At 54.8% G+C, this 15783-nt stretch carries 17 protein-coding genes and 1 pseudogene; 11 read left to right on the top strand and 7 right to left on the bottom strand.

The window, feature by feature from the left end:
* Window positions 1-88: 88 nt before the first annotated feature.
* Both BMY67_RS06445 and BMY67_RS19825 read right to left on the bottom strand, forming a co-directional pair.
* A complete protein-coding gene (locus tag BMY67_RS06445; protein ID WP_092769694.1) occupies window positions 89-1084 on the bottom strand; it encodes an aspartate-semialdehyde dehydrogenase in 996 nt (331 codons plus the stop codon).
* 48 nt (window positions 1085-1132) lie between these two features.
* Window positions 1133-1657: a DDE-type integrase/transposase/recombinase gene (locus BMY67_RS19825; protein ID WP_394333352.1), complete on the bottom strand. Its 525-nt coding sequence runs from the start codon at window positions 1655-1657 to the stop codon at window positions 1133-1135.
* Here BMY67_RS19825 and BMY67_RS19580 point away from each other — a divergent pair.
* Window positions 1640-1783 carry a hypothetical protein gene (locus BMY67_RS19580; RefSeq protein WP_245744930.1) on the top strand — a complete coding sequence of 48 codons (144 nt, stop codon included), beginning with the start codon at window positions 1640-1642 and terminating at the stop codon, window positions 1781-1783. The genes BMY67_RS19825 and BMY67_RS19580 overlap by 18 nt on opposite strands.
* Before the next feature lie 191 nt (window positions 1784-1974).
* On the opposite strand, the gene BMY67_RS06435 is transcribed toward BMY67_RS19580, so the two are convergent.
* Together BMY67_RS06435 and BMY67_RS06430 are read right to left on the bottom strand one after the other, a co-directional pair.
* On the bottom strand, window positions 1975-2781 hold the full coding sequence (locus BMY67_RS06435; RefSeq protein ID WP_092769690.1) for an IS5 family transposase: 807 nt from the start codon (window positions 2779-2781) through the stop codon (window positions 1975-1977).
* 224 nt (window positions 2782-3005) lie between these two features.
* Window positions 3006-4151, bottom strand: a complete 1146-nt coding sequence (locus BMY67_RS06430) for a glycoside hydrolase family protein (protein ID WP_092769688.1) — start codon at window positions 4149-4151, stop codon at window positions 3006-3008.
* A 678-nt stretch (window positions 4152-4829) separates the two neighbouring features.
* Here BMY67_RS06430 and BMY67_RS06425 point away from each other — a divergent pair.
* The 7 genes from BMY67_RS06425 to BMY67_RS06405 all read left to right on the top strand — a co-directional run bounded on the left by BMY67_RS06425 (window position 4830) and on the right by BMY67_RS06405 (window position 11365).
* Window positions 4830-5561, top strand: a complete 732-nt coding sequence (locus BMY67_RS06425; RefSeq protein ID WP_092769686.1) for a LytR/AlgR family response regulator transcription factor — start codon at window positions 4830-4832, stop codon at window positions 5559-5561.
* Between the two features lie 1084 nt (window positions 5562-6645).
* Complete coding sequence (locus BMY67_RS06420; RefSeq protein ID WP_092769684.1) at window positions 6646-6942, top strand: transposase; 297 nt, start codon at window positions 6646-6648, stop codon at window positions 6940-6942.
* A 110-nt stretch (window positions 6943-7052) separates the two neighbouring features.
* On the top strand, window positions 7053-7313 hold the full coding sequence (locus tag BMY67_RS18845; protein ID WP_143069715.1) for a transposase: 261 nt from the start codon (window positions 7053-7055) through the stop codon (window positions 7311-7313).
* 56 nt (window positions 7314-7369) lie between these two features.
* On the top strand, window positions 7370-7753 hold the full coding sequence (locus BMY67_RS06415) for an IS3 family transposase (protein ID WP_092769682.1): 384 nt from the start codon (window positions 7370-7372) through the stop codon (window positions 7751-7753).
* Complete coding sequence (locus tag BMY67_RS19820; RefSeq protein ID WP_092769680.1) at window positions 7750-8157, top strand: DDE-type integrase/transposase/recombinase; 408 nt, start codon at window positions 7750-7752, stop codon at window positions 8155-8157. The genes BMY67_RS06415 and BMY67_RS19820 overlap by 4 nt, the downstream gene beginning before the upstream one ends.
* Window positions 8093-8230 (top strand): IS3 family transposase, encoded by a 138-nt coding sequence (locus BMY67_RS19815; RefSeq protein WP_394333364.1) that lies wholly within the window; start codon window positions 8093-8095, stop codon window positions 8228-8230. The genes BMY67_RS19820 and BMY67_RS19815 overlap by 65 nt, the downstream gene beginning before the upstream one ends.
* A 51-nt stretch (window positions 8231-8281) precedes the next feature.
* Complete coding sequence (locus BMY67_RS06405) at window positions 8282-11365, top strand: lantibiotic dehydratase (protein ID WP_092769678.1); 3084 nt, start codon at window positions 8282-8284, stop codon at window positions 11363-11365.
* A 1-nt stretch (window position 11366) separates the two neighbouring features.
* Here the strand turns inward: BMY67_RS06405 and BMY67_RS06400 are convergent, their stop codons facing one another.
* The 3 genes and pseudogenes from BMY67_RS06400 to BMY67_RS19810 all read right to left on the bottom strand — a co-directional run.
* Window positions 11367-12080 (bottom strand): LytR/AlgR family response regulator transcription factor, encoded by a 714-nt coding sequence (locus BMY67_RS06400; RefSeq protein ID WP_245744928.1) that lies wholly within the window; start codon window positions 12078-12080, stop codon window positions 11367-11369.
* A gap of 21 nt (window positions 12081-12101) precedes the next feature.
* On the bottom strand, window positions 12102-13145 hold the full coding sequence (locus BMY67_RS06395) for a sensor histidine kinase (RefSeq protein WP_092769674.1): 1044 nt from the start codon (window positions 13143-13145) through the stop codon (window positions 12102-12104).
* Window positions 13146-13205: 60 nt separating this feature from the next.
* A pseudogene (locus tag BMY67_RS19810) lies at window positions 13206-13340 on the bottom strand (integrase core domain-containing protein); the annotation flags it as partial.
* 828 nt (window positions 13341-14168) lie between these two features.
* Here BMY67_RS19810 and BMY67_RS18840 point away from each other — a divergent pair.
* The 3 genes from BMY67_RS18840 to BMY67_RS19570 all read left to right on the top strand — a co-directional run bounded on the left by BMY67_RS18840 (window position 14169) and on the right by BMY67_RS19570 (window position 15330).
* Window positions 14169-14300: a sensor histidine kinase gene (locus BMY67_RS18840; RefSeq protein ID WP_143069714.1), complete on the top strand. Its 132-nt coding sequence runs from the start codon at window positions 14169-14171 to the stop codon at window positions 14298-14300.
* A 182-nt stretch (window positions 14301-14482) separates the two neighbouring features.
* Window positions 14483-14746 (top strand): DUF4172 domain-containing protein, encoded by a 264-nt coding sequence (locus BMY67_RS19575; protein WP_245744927.1) that lies wholly within the window; start codon window positions 14483-14485, stop codon window positions 14744-14746.
* Between the two features lie 32 nt (window positions 14747-14778).
* Window positions 14779-15330, top strand: coding sequence for a Fic family protein (locus tag BMY67_RS19570; RefSeq protein ID WP_245745006.1), 552 nt, complete (start codon window positions 14779-14781; stop codon window positions 15328-15330).
* The last annotated feature ends 453 nt before the right edge of the window (window positions 15331-15783 follow it).

The raw sequence follows: 15783 nt of genomic DNA, 5'->3' as shown, positions 1-15783 counted from the left end.
GTAAGGTATCAGGAAGAAGCAGGCCCGCGAATAGGAATACGCTCAGCGGCAAAGCGAAAAGTGCTGTTCTTAGCGTAGTGGCGGCAAGCTACTTCAATAGCCCCATTTCCAGTAGTACCTCGGCAATCTGCACGGCGTTGGTGGCGGCGCCTTTGCGCAGGTTGTCGGCCACTACCCACATATTTAGCGTCTTCGGCTGGGTTTCGTCGCGGCGCAGGCGGCCCACTAGCACGGCGTCGCGACCATGGGCGCCCTGGGGCATGGGGTACACGTTGTTTTTTACGTCGTCCACCAACTCCACGCCCTCGGTTTGGCGCAGTAGCTCGCGCACCTCGGCGAGGTCGAATTCCTGGGCAAATTCTACGTTCACGGCTTCGGAATGGCCCCCTATTACGGGCACGCGCACGGTGGTGGCGGTGAGGCGGATGGAGTCGTCGCGGAAGATTTTCTTCGTCTCGAGCACCATTTTCATCTCCTCCTTGGTGTAGCCGTTGTCCTGGAACACGTCGATGTGGGGGAGCACATTCAGGTCGATGCGGTGGGGGTAAGCGGGGTTGCCGGCCGTCTGGCCAGCGCGCTCCTGCATCATTTGGTCCACGGCCTGCTTGCCGGTACCGGTTACGCTCTGATAAGTGCTTACTACGATGCGAGTGGCCCGGTAGCGCTTGTGTAGCTCGTTGAGGGCCACCACCAGCTGAATGGTGGAGCAGTTAGGGTTGGCAATGATTTTATCGTCGGCCGTAAGTGTATGGGCGTTGATTTCGGGCACCACCAGCTTCTTGGTTGGGTCCATGCGCCAAGCCGAGGAGTTATCGATAACCACGGTGCCAGCCGCCGCGAAGCGCGGAGCTTCCTGCAACGAAATAGCGCCGCCGGCCGAGAAGATAGCCACCGCCGGCCGGGCCGCCAGGGCATCGTCCATGCTCACCACTTTATACTTTTTACCCTGAAATTCGATTTCCTGTCCCACCGACCGGGCCGAGGCAACGGGCAGCAGTTCGGTGACCGGGAAGTTGCGCTCGGCCAGCACTTTGAGCATTTCGGTGCCCACCAAACCGGTGGCGCCCACTACAGCTACTTTCATATAATTTATCAGTTGATTGGTAAAGGTAAAGCCGTTATCTTGAGCTGGTCAAGCTAAGCCGGACAGAGTTGGGAGGTTGTTTGAAGATGCTTTTCGAAGTGGTTGAGGGCAAGATAGCCAAGCGAAGAATATCGCCGCTCGGTGTTGTAGTAGGCGATGTGATCGCTGATTTAGAGCTTGGCTTCGGCCAGGCCGGGAAAGGAGCCGCCGTCGAGTAATTCGGCTTTGAAACTGCTCCAAGATGATTCGGCGAGCGCTTCGCTGACCAGCTTTTCGGGCATGGCCAGAGCGCACGTCCCAGCCCACAATTTTGCGCGGGCAGCGGTCGAGCCAGATGGCCAGGTAGAGCCAGCCGCCGCCCTGCCGGGGCAGATACGTAATATCGCCGACCCAGACTTGGTCGGGCGCGCAGGGAGCCGGTAGGCCGCGCAAGCGGTTGGGTGCGGCCCGCACGGCCGGGTCCGAGTCGGTCGTGCGGGGGACAAACGAGCGGGGCTGTTGGGCCCGCAGCCCGCGGGCTTTGAGCACGCGGCGAATGCGCCAGCGGCCCACGGCATGGCCCTGGTCCTGCACTTGGGCCCGCAGCCGGCGAGTGCCGTAGCACTGGCTGTGGTGGGCAAAGCTTCGCGCACGGCCACTTGCCAGGCCGGCTCGCTGGCCGATGTGGGCAGTGAGGAAGTGGGCCGCTGCCAGCGGTAAAGCAGCCTGGGGCTAATACCCAGCTGGCGCTTGGCCGCCTGCGTGCTGCGGCTCTCGCCGGCCAAGCGCAGGGCCTCTACTTAAAATGCCTCGTCGTATTTATACCGTTTGTCGGGCGACGCCCCGCTGGTTTTGGTTGCCGTAACAGCAGAAATATACGTCCTTCTTATGTCCGTCTCGTCTAGAGCCTATTATGGACTGGTGGCTCGGAAAACGCCTTCTGCCAGCAGGAGCGTAACAAAGGCCAGGAAGTGAAATTGGTGCATAGTCAGGGCCAGGCGTTCGTAGTCACGAGCCAAGCGGCGGAAGCGGGCGGCCCAGCCGAAGCTGCGTTCGACGACCCCGCGGCGGGGCAGCAGCACAAAGCCCGTTTGACCTTTGGGCTTGGCAATAACCTGTAAGTCAATCTCGTGCACGGCGGCAGCGTACGCAGCGTCTTCGCCCGTGTAGCCCTGGTCAACGTAGGCCACCTGCACTTTTTGGCCCGTGACCTGCTGCACCCGCTCACAGAGGGCGTCGACCTGCCCGCGGTTAGGCACGTTGGCCGGCGTGACGACGGCGGCCAGCAGGTGGCCCAGCGTGTCGACGGCCACGTGCACCTTGCTACCCCTGCGCCGCTTGGCCCCGTCGTAACCGGCGCGGGCCCCGCTTTCGGGCGTGCTTTGCACGGTGCGCGCGTCCAAAATGACGGCCGTGGGCTCAGCCTCACGTCCGGCCAGCATGCGGGCCAACGCGCGCAAATCGGCCATCATATGCTCAAAACAGCGGTTATCGCGCCAGCGCGCCCATTGCTGGTAGACCGCGGGCCAAGGCGGCAGGTCGTGGGGTAGGTAGCGCCAGCCGCAGCCGGTTTTAACCAGGTAGCGCAGGGCGTTGAACAGGGCCCGGAGCACGTGCTGCCGTTGCGGCGCATCTTCGCGCACCAGCGCCAGATAGGGCGCCACAAATGCCCATTCGTCATCCGTCACGTCGCTGGGGTAACCACTTCGCTGTACCATACCCAAATTACGCCATCAGTTCATAACAGGCTCTAGACCACCTCAAAATATGTTAACAACTAATTGTCAGACGTATGGGCCAGAAATATACGTTGGTCAACACTGTGCAAAGGATAACTTGTTGGTGCGTAAACTAGTATGTATAGCACCCATTACGTCTGCGGACTGCAGGGTAAATGCAACCCGGGGCGTGGGGGGCAGCCTGCCTGAATTAGAACATAGCTTTAATTCAGGCAGGCTCTAATAGCTTCGGCGTACCAGCTAATATCTGGTTCGGCCCCTGCAACCAACTGTTGCATGAGCCCAATCCCGAGTGCCCCACACAGGGAATCGGATGGCTGCCGCTCATAGTGTCCACTGCTCAACTCCTGCCCAAGCCAACGCTCGGCTTGTGTGCACCAATACTTGTAGGACTGGTAGTAAGCCGGGTGCCGGCTAAGTGAATAAAGTTGCGCATAAGCGTAGACTACCCCAAAGGCCCCCTGACAAAATTGGGCACCCTCGATTTTGGTGGCCGCCGTTTGGGTGCGCAATATTGTGTTGAGCCCAACCAACTCGGCAATGTGACCTAATTCAGCGTCTTGTAACAGTTGCTGCGCTTTGTATAAGGCTAGCGAGGCGCCTAGGTCAGCACCAGTTAGCAAACTGAGGTGGTTTGAAAAAACGGGTTGATAGGTGATTTTATCCACCGTCACCGGGAACATGGAATAACACCCATCCGAAAAATCTATTTCACGTCTGGTGGCCAACAGAAGCTCTACTCTTTGGTGGACCTGCTGGCGGATTAGCTCATTATGAATGCCAGCAATGCCCACTTCAGCCAGCAATACGATTTCGCTGGTTAGACTGCCGGGCAGTCCCATCGGAATTGTCCAGCAACCTTGTTCATCCACATTTTCGGTTGCACCTAACGAGGCATTTCTCCCATATAGCTCAGCAATAAGCATTTGAAGCTGCTCCCGGACTTGTCCGATGGCCATCCGTTGGGAGAAATACCGGATAATATGCCACAACTCGGGGTGAACGCCAGGCTCCTTCCCAGGTAGCAACTTTAAGGCTCGCTCAAGCAAGTGCTGGTCCAGTAAGCTTATTTGCGCTGCCCCTTTGTGGCTTACTAGGGAGTTAGCCAAGTTAGAATGCAACCAAGCCAAGCCCACTACGCCAGCGGTAGCAGCTGACGGGCTGTCAGGTGCCAAGGCCAGGGTTAATTGGGCATTGAATAGCGCTTCTGAATGCTGTAAGTCTTGCTCTTGTCCTAGGCGTTGATATAATAAATAATAATAAATAGCCAATCTGCTAGAATTTTCCATCGACGGAATATCGCTCTTTTTATCGCGAATTATTGCGTATATGACCTCATCGTATGCCATTTACAACTGCCTTTTCACTTGTTAATCATCAAAGCATAGTAACCCGCGCAGGTGAGGGCAGTATTAAAATCGGAACGGGCTTAGTAGTTAGAGTGCTTTATAGCCGTTTCGTGAACGGTTTACCCTGTCGTAAAGACGCAAATTTTGCGTCTCTTTGTTGCTGACATTGTCCGGCGCCTACTGTCGGTCAACGACGAAATGCAAATATTGCGTCTCGTCTCCAACACGATACACACTGTTCGCAAAACCGCTATAACGGACGCGTAGCTAATTATAGATCCGTATCCTGCGCGGCGGTTAGGTTGCCAACGAAAATGGCGTTACAACACTTTATTTGGGCTGATTTTTTTTGTCATGATTCAGGTCGGTATCACGGAATTTAGAAAATACTGAAAAGCCGCTTGCTTGGCTGGGTGATTAAGTAGAGTAAACTTAGGCAGCGAATACAGACCACTCTTACTTAATACACCAACACAGTTATTCTAGGGACGAACGTTGATTTTAGCATCGATGAATTGACTGCTCTTAGTTAGCAAGAGGAACCATATCTTTTAAGGGGCTTAGAAGAGCGTACCTCCGCACGCAGCTAGAAGCAGCACCCCTGGAGCAATTTTCCCTACATTCACGGATGCTGGGACGAGCGTTATCCAGGCAACCTTAATTTGAACCTATAAGCGTATGATTTCCTGCCTCATTGTAGACGACGAACAAGGAGCGTTAGATATTCTGACCACGTTCATTAATATGACGCCTTTTTTAGAGCTCAAAGCAGCTACTACCAACCCGTTGGAAGCCATTAAGTTGGTGCAGAAGCAGCCTATTGATCTAATCTTCCTTGATATTCACATGCCCCAGCTTTCAGGCATTGAGTTCATGAAGTTGCTAAACGGCAAAAGTAAGGTCATTCTCACAACCGCTTACAGCGAGTTTGCCGTGGAAGGTTTTGAAAATGACGCCCTAGATTACCTACTCAAGCCTATTGCCTTCGAGCGATTTTTGAAATCAGCGCAGAAGGCGCTTAATTTTTTCGTAAAGCCTTCTGGGAAGTGGATGCCACCAGAAGAAAAAGATAATTATATTTTTGTTAAGACCGAGAATAAAAGTAAAATGACGAAAGTCAACTTTGATGAAATCCTGTACGTCGAAGGCCTGAAAAACTACGTTTCCATTTACACTTACGAAGACCGAATTGTCACGCTGCTCAATCTTAAGGATTTGGAAAGTCGGCTGCCCTCCAAGCAGTTTATGCGCGTCCACAAATCCTACGTGGTGGCTCTGAACAAAATCCGCGCTCTGGACGGGAATCAAATTCTCATAAAAGACATAAAAACTTGCGTGCCATTAGGGGAAACCTACCGACCGGCTTTTTTTCAAGCCCTACAAGAGAAGATTATGGTCGGCAGGAAGTAAGCCCTTTGGCTTGGATCAGCTGATTCAGCGCGATCAGTCAGAGGAATGATGGAAAAGCAAGGCCTACCTAGAGTGCCTCTAATCAGCATTCCAGGTAGGCCCCGCTTATTCAACTACTGCCCTGCTAAAGCGTACTAGGTGCCTTTAACAGGCAGGTTTAGATGGCTTGATCGCGCGGCTTTTCACCTTAAAGCTTTGGTTGGCAGCGTGGGTCACTTGCTGGCCCCCTTCATTGCGAACAATAAAGGGGGCCAGCCAGAGTTCCGCGTGCGAGTATGCTGCTGTTCGACTGTGCAGCTGACACTCAAGCTTGAATTAGTGCCCCCCCTGGGTTTTTGCAGCTCCCGTAGGATACCCAGCAAATAAGGACGACTGTCCTAAGCGCGGAACCCCGTGGTTGGTCGATACAACAGGTCTAATCATAGCGTCAAAATTGCGGCTATACTAGGCCAGCTCTTGTTAGTGGTCCTCAATATGATTGAGCTGCATTCATTGCATTGTCAAAAAGCGCAATAAAAGTGTAACGCTCAGCCGCAGTGTGGGGGCTCCATGCTCAATTGAATCAGAACGGGCAGCCCTAAGCTCTCGGCTTAGCGCAGATGTTTACATAGTAGTAAGCAGCTGCGAGACGGTAGCGACAGAAGTGGGGGCGGTGGCTGAGCCATGGGCACCTTTCGTGAACCGAGTAACAATCTTTTTGGTGAGCTTAAACTTGACGGTAGTGTTTGCGTTTTTCATCAGCTGTTGTTGGAAGAATTGAAAGTGTGAATGCTTTTTACTTGAACAAACATAACTAAACGCCACTATTCCCTAAACATTATTACACCAACTCCCTAATTAGGAGTACCAATTCTCGAAACTATGCTAAGCAAGCCACTCACCAGTGTTGATGACGGGCAAGTTGTGGTAGCTCATCGGTGAATTAAATAGCGGTCGACTAGGACCAGACCTTTTCTTAAAGAGAACCATCGGCGGCACAGGCGTGCAGGGCACGTACTCGCTCTAGGACCAGACCTTTTCTTAAAGAGGACCTTGAGGTGGTCGGGTAAATGTGGACAGAATAGGGTCTTATCTTTCGAAAGCCATGAAAGACAGCCCCCAACCTAGCAAACGCTGGCGCTACGATGCTGCCTTCCGGGCCGAAGCCCTGCGCCTGGCCAGTGAAAGTCGCTCGACTCAGGCCGCGGCACGCGCCCCGAACATTGACTCCAAACGCATCTACCAGTGGCAAAAGCAAACGCTGACCCCGGTGGCCGCCGCTCGTGGGGCGGAACTGGACCCGGCCACCGCCGACGAGTTGCGCCAACTGCGGGCCACCAATCGGCAGCAGGCGCAGGAACTGAAAATGTTAAAAAAAGCCATTGCCAGTTGCCTGCTTTAAGCGCAGGCTCCCGCAGACACCGGACCAATGACCCGCTACCGCTTTAACGAGGCGCAACGCGGGGTGGTCCAGCTAAAACGGACAGCACGAAGTATTAACTTCCGCTGCCCATGACTGAAAAACTGAATTCTGGCGGCTTGCCCGCCACCCGTAAGAAATACACACCGGCTTTCAAGGCCGAGTGCGTGCGCCAAGTGGCGGCCGGTGCCCGACAGAGCGACGTGGCGCGTGCCCAGGGCATTTGCCGGCCTTGCTGGGGCGCTGGCAACGCCAGGCCCTGGAAGCCGCCGTGCCCAGCAGCGCCGAGCGCGAAGAAATCAGGCAGCTACGTGCCGCGCTCAAACGCGTGGAAATGGCGCGCGATATGTTAAAAAAAGTCGTGACCCGTTGCCTGCCTTAGACGCAGGCTCTCCCAACCGCCTCAGCCATGAGCCGCTACGCCTTTATCGCTGCCTGCACCGAGCCGTGGCCCGTGCAACTGCTCTGCCAGGTGCTGGCCGTGAGCCCGGCCGGCTATTACCAGTGGCGGCACCGGCCGGCCGCCGTTCCGCCTCCGTGGCAAGTGGTGGCGCAAGCGGCTTTTACGCGCCACGCCCGACGCTACGGCACCCGGCGGCTGCGGGCCGAATTGCGCGCCGAAGGCCACACCGTGGGCCGCTACGCGTTGCGCACTTGGCTGCGCCGGCACGGGCTGCAGGCCTTGAGCACCCGCCCGCACCGGCCGCGCACGACGGTGGCCGACCCGGCCGCCATCGTGGATGAAAATCGGCTGTTCGGTCAGCCTGCTCCCCCCCCGACCAGGTATGGGTGAGTCAAGTCATTACTCATTCGCCGCGGGCGGGCGGACGCTGGTGCTATCTGGCCACCTGGTGTAATACTTATTCGCGCCGGGTTGTGGGCTGGCACCTGGCGGCCCAGATGCCGCCCACTGAACTCGTGCTCTTTACCCTCGAACAAGCCCTGCCCCTGCGACACCCGCGCCGGGCTATGCATGCTGATCGCGGCTGCCAGCATACCAGTGCCGCCTGTCGGGCCCGCATCGCCGCCGACGCGGTGGTCAGCTTTCGCCGGCCGGCCAATCCCTACGACAACGCGCAGGCTGAAGCGGATGGAACACGCTCAAAACCGAATTACTGCCTAGCGACGGCCCATTCGCTCTCTGGAAGAGGCCCGACCGGAAGTGGCTCATTACCTGGACACCTACGTCAACCTTGACCGCCGCCACTGCGCCCTCGGCTACTGCTCGCCCCATCAATTTGAGCAGGACCTGAAAACCAACCTACCTTAGCTTACTGTCCGTTTTCACTGGGCCACCCCAGAAAATGCCCTACTACTCATTATGAAAGACATTTATTGCTTCCATTCTCAGCTTATTCTGCGCACCCCCAGTCAGCCTTTTCAACTGGCTATCAACGAAGCGACCATCCGGGATAGCCTAACCAATGCCAGCTTCATGGAGGCGGTCTATTTGGCTTCGCCAGCCCTGCACGAGCAATGCCGCAAGTGGCAAAGTGGAGAGCTTATTGATCCCCGCAGGATAAGCAGGCTGCAGGCTACCCTGACTCGCTACTACCTGCGCAGTTCCAGTCGCTGCACTCCATTTGGCCTATTTGCCGGCTGTAGTGTCGTGACGTGGGGCAAACATAACCGGATTGAGCTGTTACCGGCAGAGTCAACTAGGCACACGCGCTTGGATATGCACTATTTATGTGCTTTAGCGCAGCAATTGGCCAATCTTCCCAGCAGTAAATTCTGGTTGCGTTACTGGCCCAACAATAGCCTTTACCAAGTCGGAGCAGAACTACGCTATATTGAGTATAATTACCAGCATGGGGTGAGGCACCATCAGATTAGTGCCATTGATAGTTCGCCCTACCTGCTGCAGCTGTTGGCAGCGGCCCAAACAGGTTTGCAGTATTCGGACCTGATTGCTATGCTCAGTGATGAAGAGCAAGATCAGCCGCAGGCCGCACAGTTTATTGATGAGCTGATACAGGCTCAAGTATTGGTCCATGAACTTGAGCCCACCGTAACAGGAGATGAGTTTTTTCACCGCATTCAGCAAGTAGTAACACGGATAGTAGAGGCTGCCCCTGAGGCAGTGGATCTAACTACTATCGCTCAAATTCTGGAGGTAGTTCGCCTGCGTCTAGCAGCGTTAGACCAAACGGCCGTCAACCATTCAGCTTCGTATGAGCAAATTGTCGCTGCTTTAGCCCCATTGGGCGTGCCTATTGAGCCCGGCAAACTATTTCAGACCGATATGGTGCTGGGCCTATCGGCTGCCCCTACACTAGCAACCACTATACAGGACCAGTTGCTTGAGGCACTGGATGCATTGCGCTACCTAAGTGCGGCCCCGCTACACCCGCGGCTCGATGACTTCCGCCGCCGTTTTCAAGTTCGTTATGAAGATCGGGAGGTGCCTCTGCTCGAAGCCCTCGACAACGAAAACGGTTTATCTTATACCGAGTATGGCCAGAGCAGCTACTCGCCCCTGATTGACGATCTGGTTATGCCTTGGGCGGAAGCTAGTGGCGGGGCCACCGTACACACGTCAGTGCAGCAGTACATGCTTCGAAAGCTGTCTGCAGCAACGCAGACCGGCCAGTACAGTGTTGAGGTGACACGCACGGAGCTAGAGGACTTTACACCAGCGGCCGAGGCTTTGCCCCCCTCTCTGGGCGTAATGTTTCGCCTCATTGGCGGTGGGCAAGTACTTGTAGAAACTGTGGGAGGGGCCAGCGCAGTTAATTTACTCGGCCGCTTTGCGCACGCCTCGCCTGCTATTGGGCAAATAATAAGCGTAATCGCTGCGCAGGAACAAGAACGCAATCCGGCTATAACGTTCGCCGAAATCTGTCACCTGCCCGCCAGTCGCGTCGGCAACATACTATTGCGCCCCAGTTTCCGGGCGCTGGAAATCCCTTACCTGGCCCAGTCGACCCGGCCAAAGGTCGAACAGGCACAAGTAAAAGACCTATTACTCTCAGTACGAAACCAGCAACTGGTATTGCGTTCCAGCGTTACAGGAGAGCAGATTATTCCGCGCCTGAGCACTGCCCACAACTTCTCGCGCGAAGCCCTGCCAGTATATCAGTTTCTGTGCGACTTGCAAACTCAGGGCCTGCAGTCAGAGCTAGGCTTCAGCTGGCGATCCGTATCGCCGCACCATGTATTCCTGCCACGGCTTATTTACCAGCAAGTGGTGCTGCAACCAGCTTGCTGGCGCTTCACCCAAGCTGACCTACAGCCACTGTTAGCAGCTGAACCGGCCGATTTTGCAGGCTGTTTCCGTCAATTTCGGGAGCGCTGGAAGCTGCCCCGCCTATTTACGCTCGCCGATGGCGATAATGAGCTGCTGGTGGATGCAGAAAACGATCTATTGGTCGGGATGTGGCTCGATATTATTCGTAATCACTCCCGCGTTGATCTAAAAGAGTTTCTGTTTGATGCTACCACTAGTGCAGTAAAAGACGCGATGGCGCAGCCTTATGCCCATCAGTTCATTGCCCTATTGGTGCGCCAGCAGCCAAACTACCAAAGCAATCTGCCCAGGAAGCTAATGACTGAGCCAGAAACGGAGCAGCGCGAATTTTCTATTGGTTCAGAATGGTTATACTACAAATTATACTGTGGTCAGAAAGCTGCCAACAGCGTTCTGCTGCAAGTCATTCAACCGCTAACTCAACAACTACAGCAACAGGGGCTGATTGAAAACTGGTTCTTTGTTCGCTACGCTGACCCCGACAACCACCTGCGGCTGCGTTTTTACCTGCCTGACCCTGTTCGAATTGGGGAAGTCATAACGCTCCTGAACCACTATTTGCAGCCTTTCATTGCCAGCGGTGTGGTTTGGAGGGTACAGACTGATACCTATCGGCGGGAGCTGGAACGCTTCGGGGGCAAAGCCATTGAATTGGCCGAACTGCTTTTTGGCTACCAGAGCAAGTTGGTGTTGAACATGCTAGCCGATCAGAGCGACGAGGCTCAAAACTGGCTGTGGGCAATGAGCGCCGCAGAGGAATTACTAACTGCTTTCCAGTGCTCGGCAACGGAAAAAACAGTTTTGCTACGGGGGCTAAAGGAAGCTTTCGGACTTGAATTCAACCTTGATAAGGCTCTCCAGATCCAACTTGACGCCAAATACCGAGTGGCCCGGACGGCCATTGAGCAGGCGCTAACGCGGACTGAAGCAGCCTTCGTTCCACCGGACTTGGCAGCCATAGCCCAACAAGTAATGGTACTAGTCGAGCAGCAGCAGACACTAGGTGTGAACAAAGAGCAATTACTAGGATCTTACCTGCACATGCTGCTCAATCGGCTGATTCCGGCCCAGGCCCGACTACACGAACTGTTGGTTTACGACTTTCTGCACCGCTATTATAAGTCGCGGCAGGCGATAAGGCAGAAGAGCGGTTGAGTCACCTTTTGCCACCCAACACTTTCTCGTTTAAAGCATCGAAAAAAGCAATGCGGTAGGTTTCGCCCAACGGCACATAGGCTTTTAGTTTATTAAATATAATCTGGTTGCCGTCGAGTGCCTTGATCTTATTCAGCGCTACAATGTAGGATTTGTGGACGCGCATAAACTGCTTGGAGGGCAGCCGATTTTCCAAGTCTTTAAGATTAAGCAGCGTGACAATTCGGTCTTCGTAAGTGTTGATGGAAACGTAGTTTTTCATACCTTCTACAAATACGATTTCATTGAAGTTAACCTTCGTCATTTTGCCTTTACTCTCCGTCTTAATGAATATATAATCATCTTCTTTATCCACGATCTGCCAATGCGCAGAAGATTCATCCGCGCCGGCAAGCGCCTTATGGGCAGCCTTTAAGAAGCGTTCAAACGCAATAGGTTTAAGTAGGTAATCTAAAGCGTCATGTTCAAAGCCTTCCACAGCAAACTCGCTGTAAGCGGTTGTGAGAATGACCTTGGTATGGCCCTTGAGCAGACGCATAAAGTCAAGACCAGAGAGTTGAGGCATGTGGATATCCAGGAATAGCAAATCCACTGGTTGGTTTTGAACCATGGCCAACGCCTCCAGCGGGTTGGTCGTGCTACCCTGCAGGGTTAAAAAAGGCGTTTTCTCGATAAAGGTGCGCAGAATATCTATTGCTCCCTGCTCGTCATCCACAATTAGACAAGAAATCATAAATTACAGTGCTATAGTTAGATGGCAGCAATAATAGTCTCGTTCATCAAGTATAGTCAAAGTGTGGCGTTTAGGATATGTCAAACTGAGTCGCTGCTTCGTATTAGCTAGGCCGATGCCCATCGATTTTTCCTTAGGACCGTTACGTTTCATATTGTGGGTGTAAAAAGTCAGTTCATTATTCATGACCCTGAGTTGAATCTTCAGCGGATTATGTGGATCCGATAGGTCACCGTGCTTGAAGCAGTTCTCCACGAATGTAATCAGGACAAGTGGCAGAATCATTGTAAACTGCAAACTGCCGCTTACCTCAAATTGCACTTGCAATAGATTGTTGAAACGCAATTGATTTATATCTATATAATTATGCAGATGCTGGATTTCCTGTTCTAACATTACTTTGCCATGATCGTCCCCTTCCTTCAAGGCATAGCGCATGATATCTGAGAGCAGCAGAATTCCTTTTGCCGATTTCTCTGAATGGGGATACACTTGCGCGTAAAGGAAGTTGAGCGAGTTGAATAAGAAGTGGGGGTTAATTTGATTTTTCAGGAAGGATATATTTGCCTCCATAAGACTTTTTTCAGCCACCCGCAGCTCGTGTTCCCGCTCCAGTTTTTGCTTCTCCAATTGGATCGTGTTTCCGACAAACCAATAACCGATACTTGGTAAGAGAAAATACATGCCCCGATAAAGCGACTCGGCGATGAAGACCTGAAGTGAAATGACAGGATTGATGGAAGGGATGCTCAATAAGGGAAATAATCCAACCTTGAGAATATGGCGTAACATGATAAAGCAGGCCAGTAACCCTAAGAGGGATAAAAAGTAGAGTAGGTAGCGCCGTCGAGCAAAGAGCCAAGGCATGAGCACCAGGCAATTGGCATAAAATAGCATGGCATTGATGCAGAAACCCATTCCGGTTTCCAGCAAACTAACGGATGCCGGGCTAATGGCGACTCCAATTAGGACTTCATATAGGATAAATACTGCCCAGGCTGTGAGGTGGTATAAGAATGGTTTAAAATTTGTGTCCCTGGTTTGCATAGAGTGAAAGTAAGCGGCAAGTATTAAATATGGATCACTGAGGTGGGACAGTTTAGGGGTTTATTTTTTAAATTGTTGGAGGTAAAAGGTTTGAGGTCTCTGGTAGGCTAGCGCTGAATGGCGGCGATCGTGATTGTAGTAGTCAAAATAGGTGGTCAAGCTCTGCTGGGCGGCGGCCAAGTCGCGGAAAACGGGACACTCGCGTGCTTCGAGCTCTTCGGTTTTGAGCTAAGACCACAAGCTCTCGGCCTGCGCATTCCAGGCACTCGGCCCGCCGACTTTGTGAACGCAGGCAGCCGTGCTCGGCCAGCAAAGCCCGATAGGCGTTGCCGCAGTATTGCCCGCCCCGGTCGGAATGTACTAGCAGGCTGGGGGCAGGGGTACGGGTCAGTAACCTCCGGCGCAACTCGCTAAATTCGAAACATTTGGGCGTTATCTCGCGCACCTGCCAGCCCACGCCCCCGAGGTCAGTGGCAAATAAGTGATGTCACTGACCCACATCTGGTTGGTATGAGTCGGAGCCGGTTGGTCGAGCAAGCGGTTAGGGGTGCAACGCAGCCCGTGGATCGAATCGATCATGCGCAGCGTGAAGGCGCGCGGTTGCAACGCGCGTAGTCCCCGCGCCCGCCTCAAGCGGGCCGATATTTAAAAAAAGCCTTAGTCAGATGCCTGCTATAAGCGCAGGCTCGGCCAGCCGACCCGTTAAGCACTGACCAGCACATCGCCTAACGCGCCGCGCGCGTGCCCGTGCGCCAGCTCTGCCAGGCGCTGCTCGTGGCCCGGTCGCCTACTACGCTTAACAACGCTGCCGGTAACGGCCGCCCGTCGAGCCGGTCAAGTGATAGTGCTCTAGGCGTTTGTCCACCACAGCCAGCGCTATGGCACCCTTCGGCTGCTAGCCGAAATACAGACCCAGGGCCATCGGGTGGAGCTCTGGGGCATTCGCAGCGTACTGAAGATTCACGGGCTGCGAACCCAACAGCTCTCTCATTTGCCCTCCGCACAACCGACTCGGATCCGGCCATGCATACCGTACCCGATTGCCTGCTGGGCCTCTACATGATCAAGCGCCTCATTGAGAACGGGGACGCCACCATTGCCGTAAGCAGCGAGCCCAACGTGGGTACCACATTCACCGTGACGTTTTGCGCCTAGCATGCCACAGGTCGATGTAGTGGAAAAGGGGCTATAGTCTTCATTTTCTGAGAGCAGCATGCGGAGAATAATGCGCGTATTTACCGCATAGTATGCGGAGAATAAAACCCTACATCCATCAACTCCCGGCTTGACCGAAGTTTAGCTGGCAGCCAGATGCCCTGGAAAGGCTCCTGGGAGAAGTGCGTTACCGGCAAGGCCGGCTGCTGGGGCGCGTGCAATCCCTGGGAGTGGAACTGCGCACTGAAGCCACCTTACGCACACTGACGCTGGATGTGCTCAAGTCCAGTGAGATCGAGGGCGAAATGCTGCCCCCGGCCTCGGTGCGCTCCTCCCTCGCCCACCGGCTCGGTCTGGAGCGTGGAGGACTGCCGGCCGTCGACCGCCGGGCGGAGGGCGTTGTGGCCATGTACTCGATGCGACGCAGCAAGCGGATCAACCCCTAACCGCGCAACGCCTCTTCGGCTGGCACCACGCGCTGTTTCCCACGGGCTATAGCGGCCTTTACCCGTTGCAGGTCGGGGCCTGGCGCACCGGGCCGATGCAGGTCGTATCCGGCCCGATGGGGCGGGAGCACGTGCAGTACGAAGCCCCGGCGGCTGAGCCGCTGGAGCAGCAGATGCAGGAGTTTCTGGACTGGTTCAATGCCTCGCCTGAACTGGACCCGGTGCTCAAGGCAGGCCGGGCCCACTTCTGGTTTGTGACCATTCACCCCTTCGACGATGGCACCGGGCGCATCGCCCGCCCCATTGCCGACCTGCAGCTGGCCCGGGCTGATGAGAGCGGGCAGCGGTGCTACAGTATGTCGGCCCAGATTCAAGCCGAGCGCCAGCAGTACTACGACTTGCTGGAAACCAGCCAGCGCGGCTCCTTGGATCTGACGGCTCGGCTCCTGTGGTTTCTGGCCTGCCTGGGACGGGCTGTGCCAGCGGCCAAGCAGATGCTGGCACGGGTGCTGGCGAGGGCCCGTTTCTGGGAGCTGCACCGGTCGACTGCGCTGACGGAGCGCCAGCAGCGGCTGGTGACCTGACTGCTCGACGACTTCGAGGGCAAACTGACTTCTTCGAAATGGGCCCGCATGGCCAAGTGCTCCCAGGATACCGCCGGTTGCGATATCGCCGACCTGGTGGCTAAAGCAATCCTGCGCCAGGATAGCGCGGGTGGTCGCAGCAGCAGCTACCGCCTGCAGTGGCCGGAGCCCGTGTAAGGCGGCAGGAAGTATCCGCCACTGAATGGTGGCAACTATCAGGTCGGCAATATCGCGGCCGGTATACAGGCGAAGCTGTGGATGCCTAGTGCAGTCATCTGCTCGGGTCCCGTCATCGCTGAGTGCCAGTAATGCCACCAGTCTCTCTCCCAATACCTTAAGGGCCACCGTGCACTTGGTCATCCCTAGAGGCTGTTATGGACTGGTGGCTCGGAAAACGCCTTTTGCCAGCAGGAGTGTAACGAAGGCCAGGAAGTGAAATTGCTGCATCGTCAG

The organism is Hymenobacter actinosclerus, from assembly GCF_900111515.1.
Lineage (GTDB): Bacteria > Bacteroidota > Bacteroidia > Cytophagales > Hymenobacteraceae > Hymenobacter > Hymenobacter actinosclerus.
This window is presented reverse-complemented; position numbering and strand designations above follow the sequence as displayed.

Bases quoted from the DNA above. Each gene is read 5' to 3' on its own strand.
- BMY67_RS06435 (WP_092769690.1), bottom strand. From the start codon at position 2,781: ATGGTACAGCGAAGTGGTTACCCCAGCGACGTGACGGATGACGAATGG.
- BMY67_RS06395 (WP_092769674.1), bottom strand. From the start codon at position 13,145: ATGCAAACCAGGGACACAAATTTTAAACCATTCTTATACCACCTCACA.
- BMY67_RS18845 (WP_143069715.1), top strand. From the start codon at position 7,053: ATGACTGAAAAACTGAATTCTGGCGGCTTGCCCGCCACCCGTAAGAAA.
- BMY67_RS18840 (WP_143069714.1), top strand. From the start codon at position 14,169: ATGCATACCGTACCCGATTGCCTGCTGGGCCTCTACATGATCAAGCGC.
- BMY67_RS06430 (WP_092769688.1), bottom strand. From the start codon at position 4,151: ATGGCATACGATGAGGTCATATACGCAATAATTCGCGATAAAAAGAGC.
- BMY67_RS19580 (WP_245744930.1), top strand. From the start codon at position 1,640: ATGGCCCTGGTCCTGCACTTGGGCCCGCAGCCGGCGAGTGCCGTAGCA.
- BMY67_RS06445 (WP_092769694.1), bottom strand. From the start codon at position 1,084: ATGAAAGTAGCTGTAGTGGGCGCCACCGGTTTGGTGGGCACCGAAATG.
- BMY67_RS06420 (WP_092769684.1), top strand. From the start codon at position 6,646: ATGAAAGACAGCCCCCAACCTAGCAAACGCTGGCGCTACGATGCTGCC.
- BMY67_RS06415 (WP_092769682.1), top strand. From the start codon at position 7,370: ATGAGCCGCTACGCCTTTATCGCTGCCTGCACCGAGCCGTGGCCCGTG.
- BMY67_RS06425 (WP_092769686.1), top strand. From the start codon at position 4,830: ATGATTTCCTGCCTCATTGTAGACGACGAACAAGGAGCGTTAGATATT.
- BMY67_RS06405 (WP_092769678.1), top strand. From the start codon at position 8,282: ATGAAAGACATTTATTGCTTCCATTCTCAGCTTATTCTGCGCACCCCC.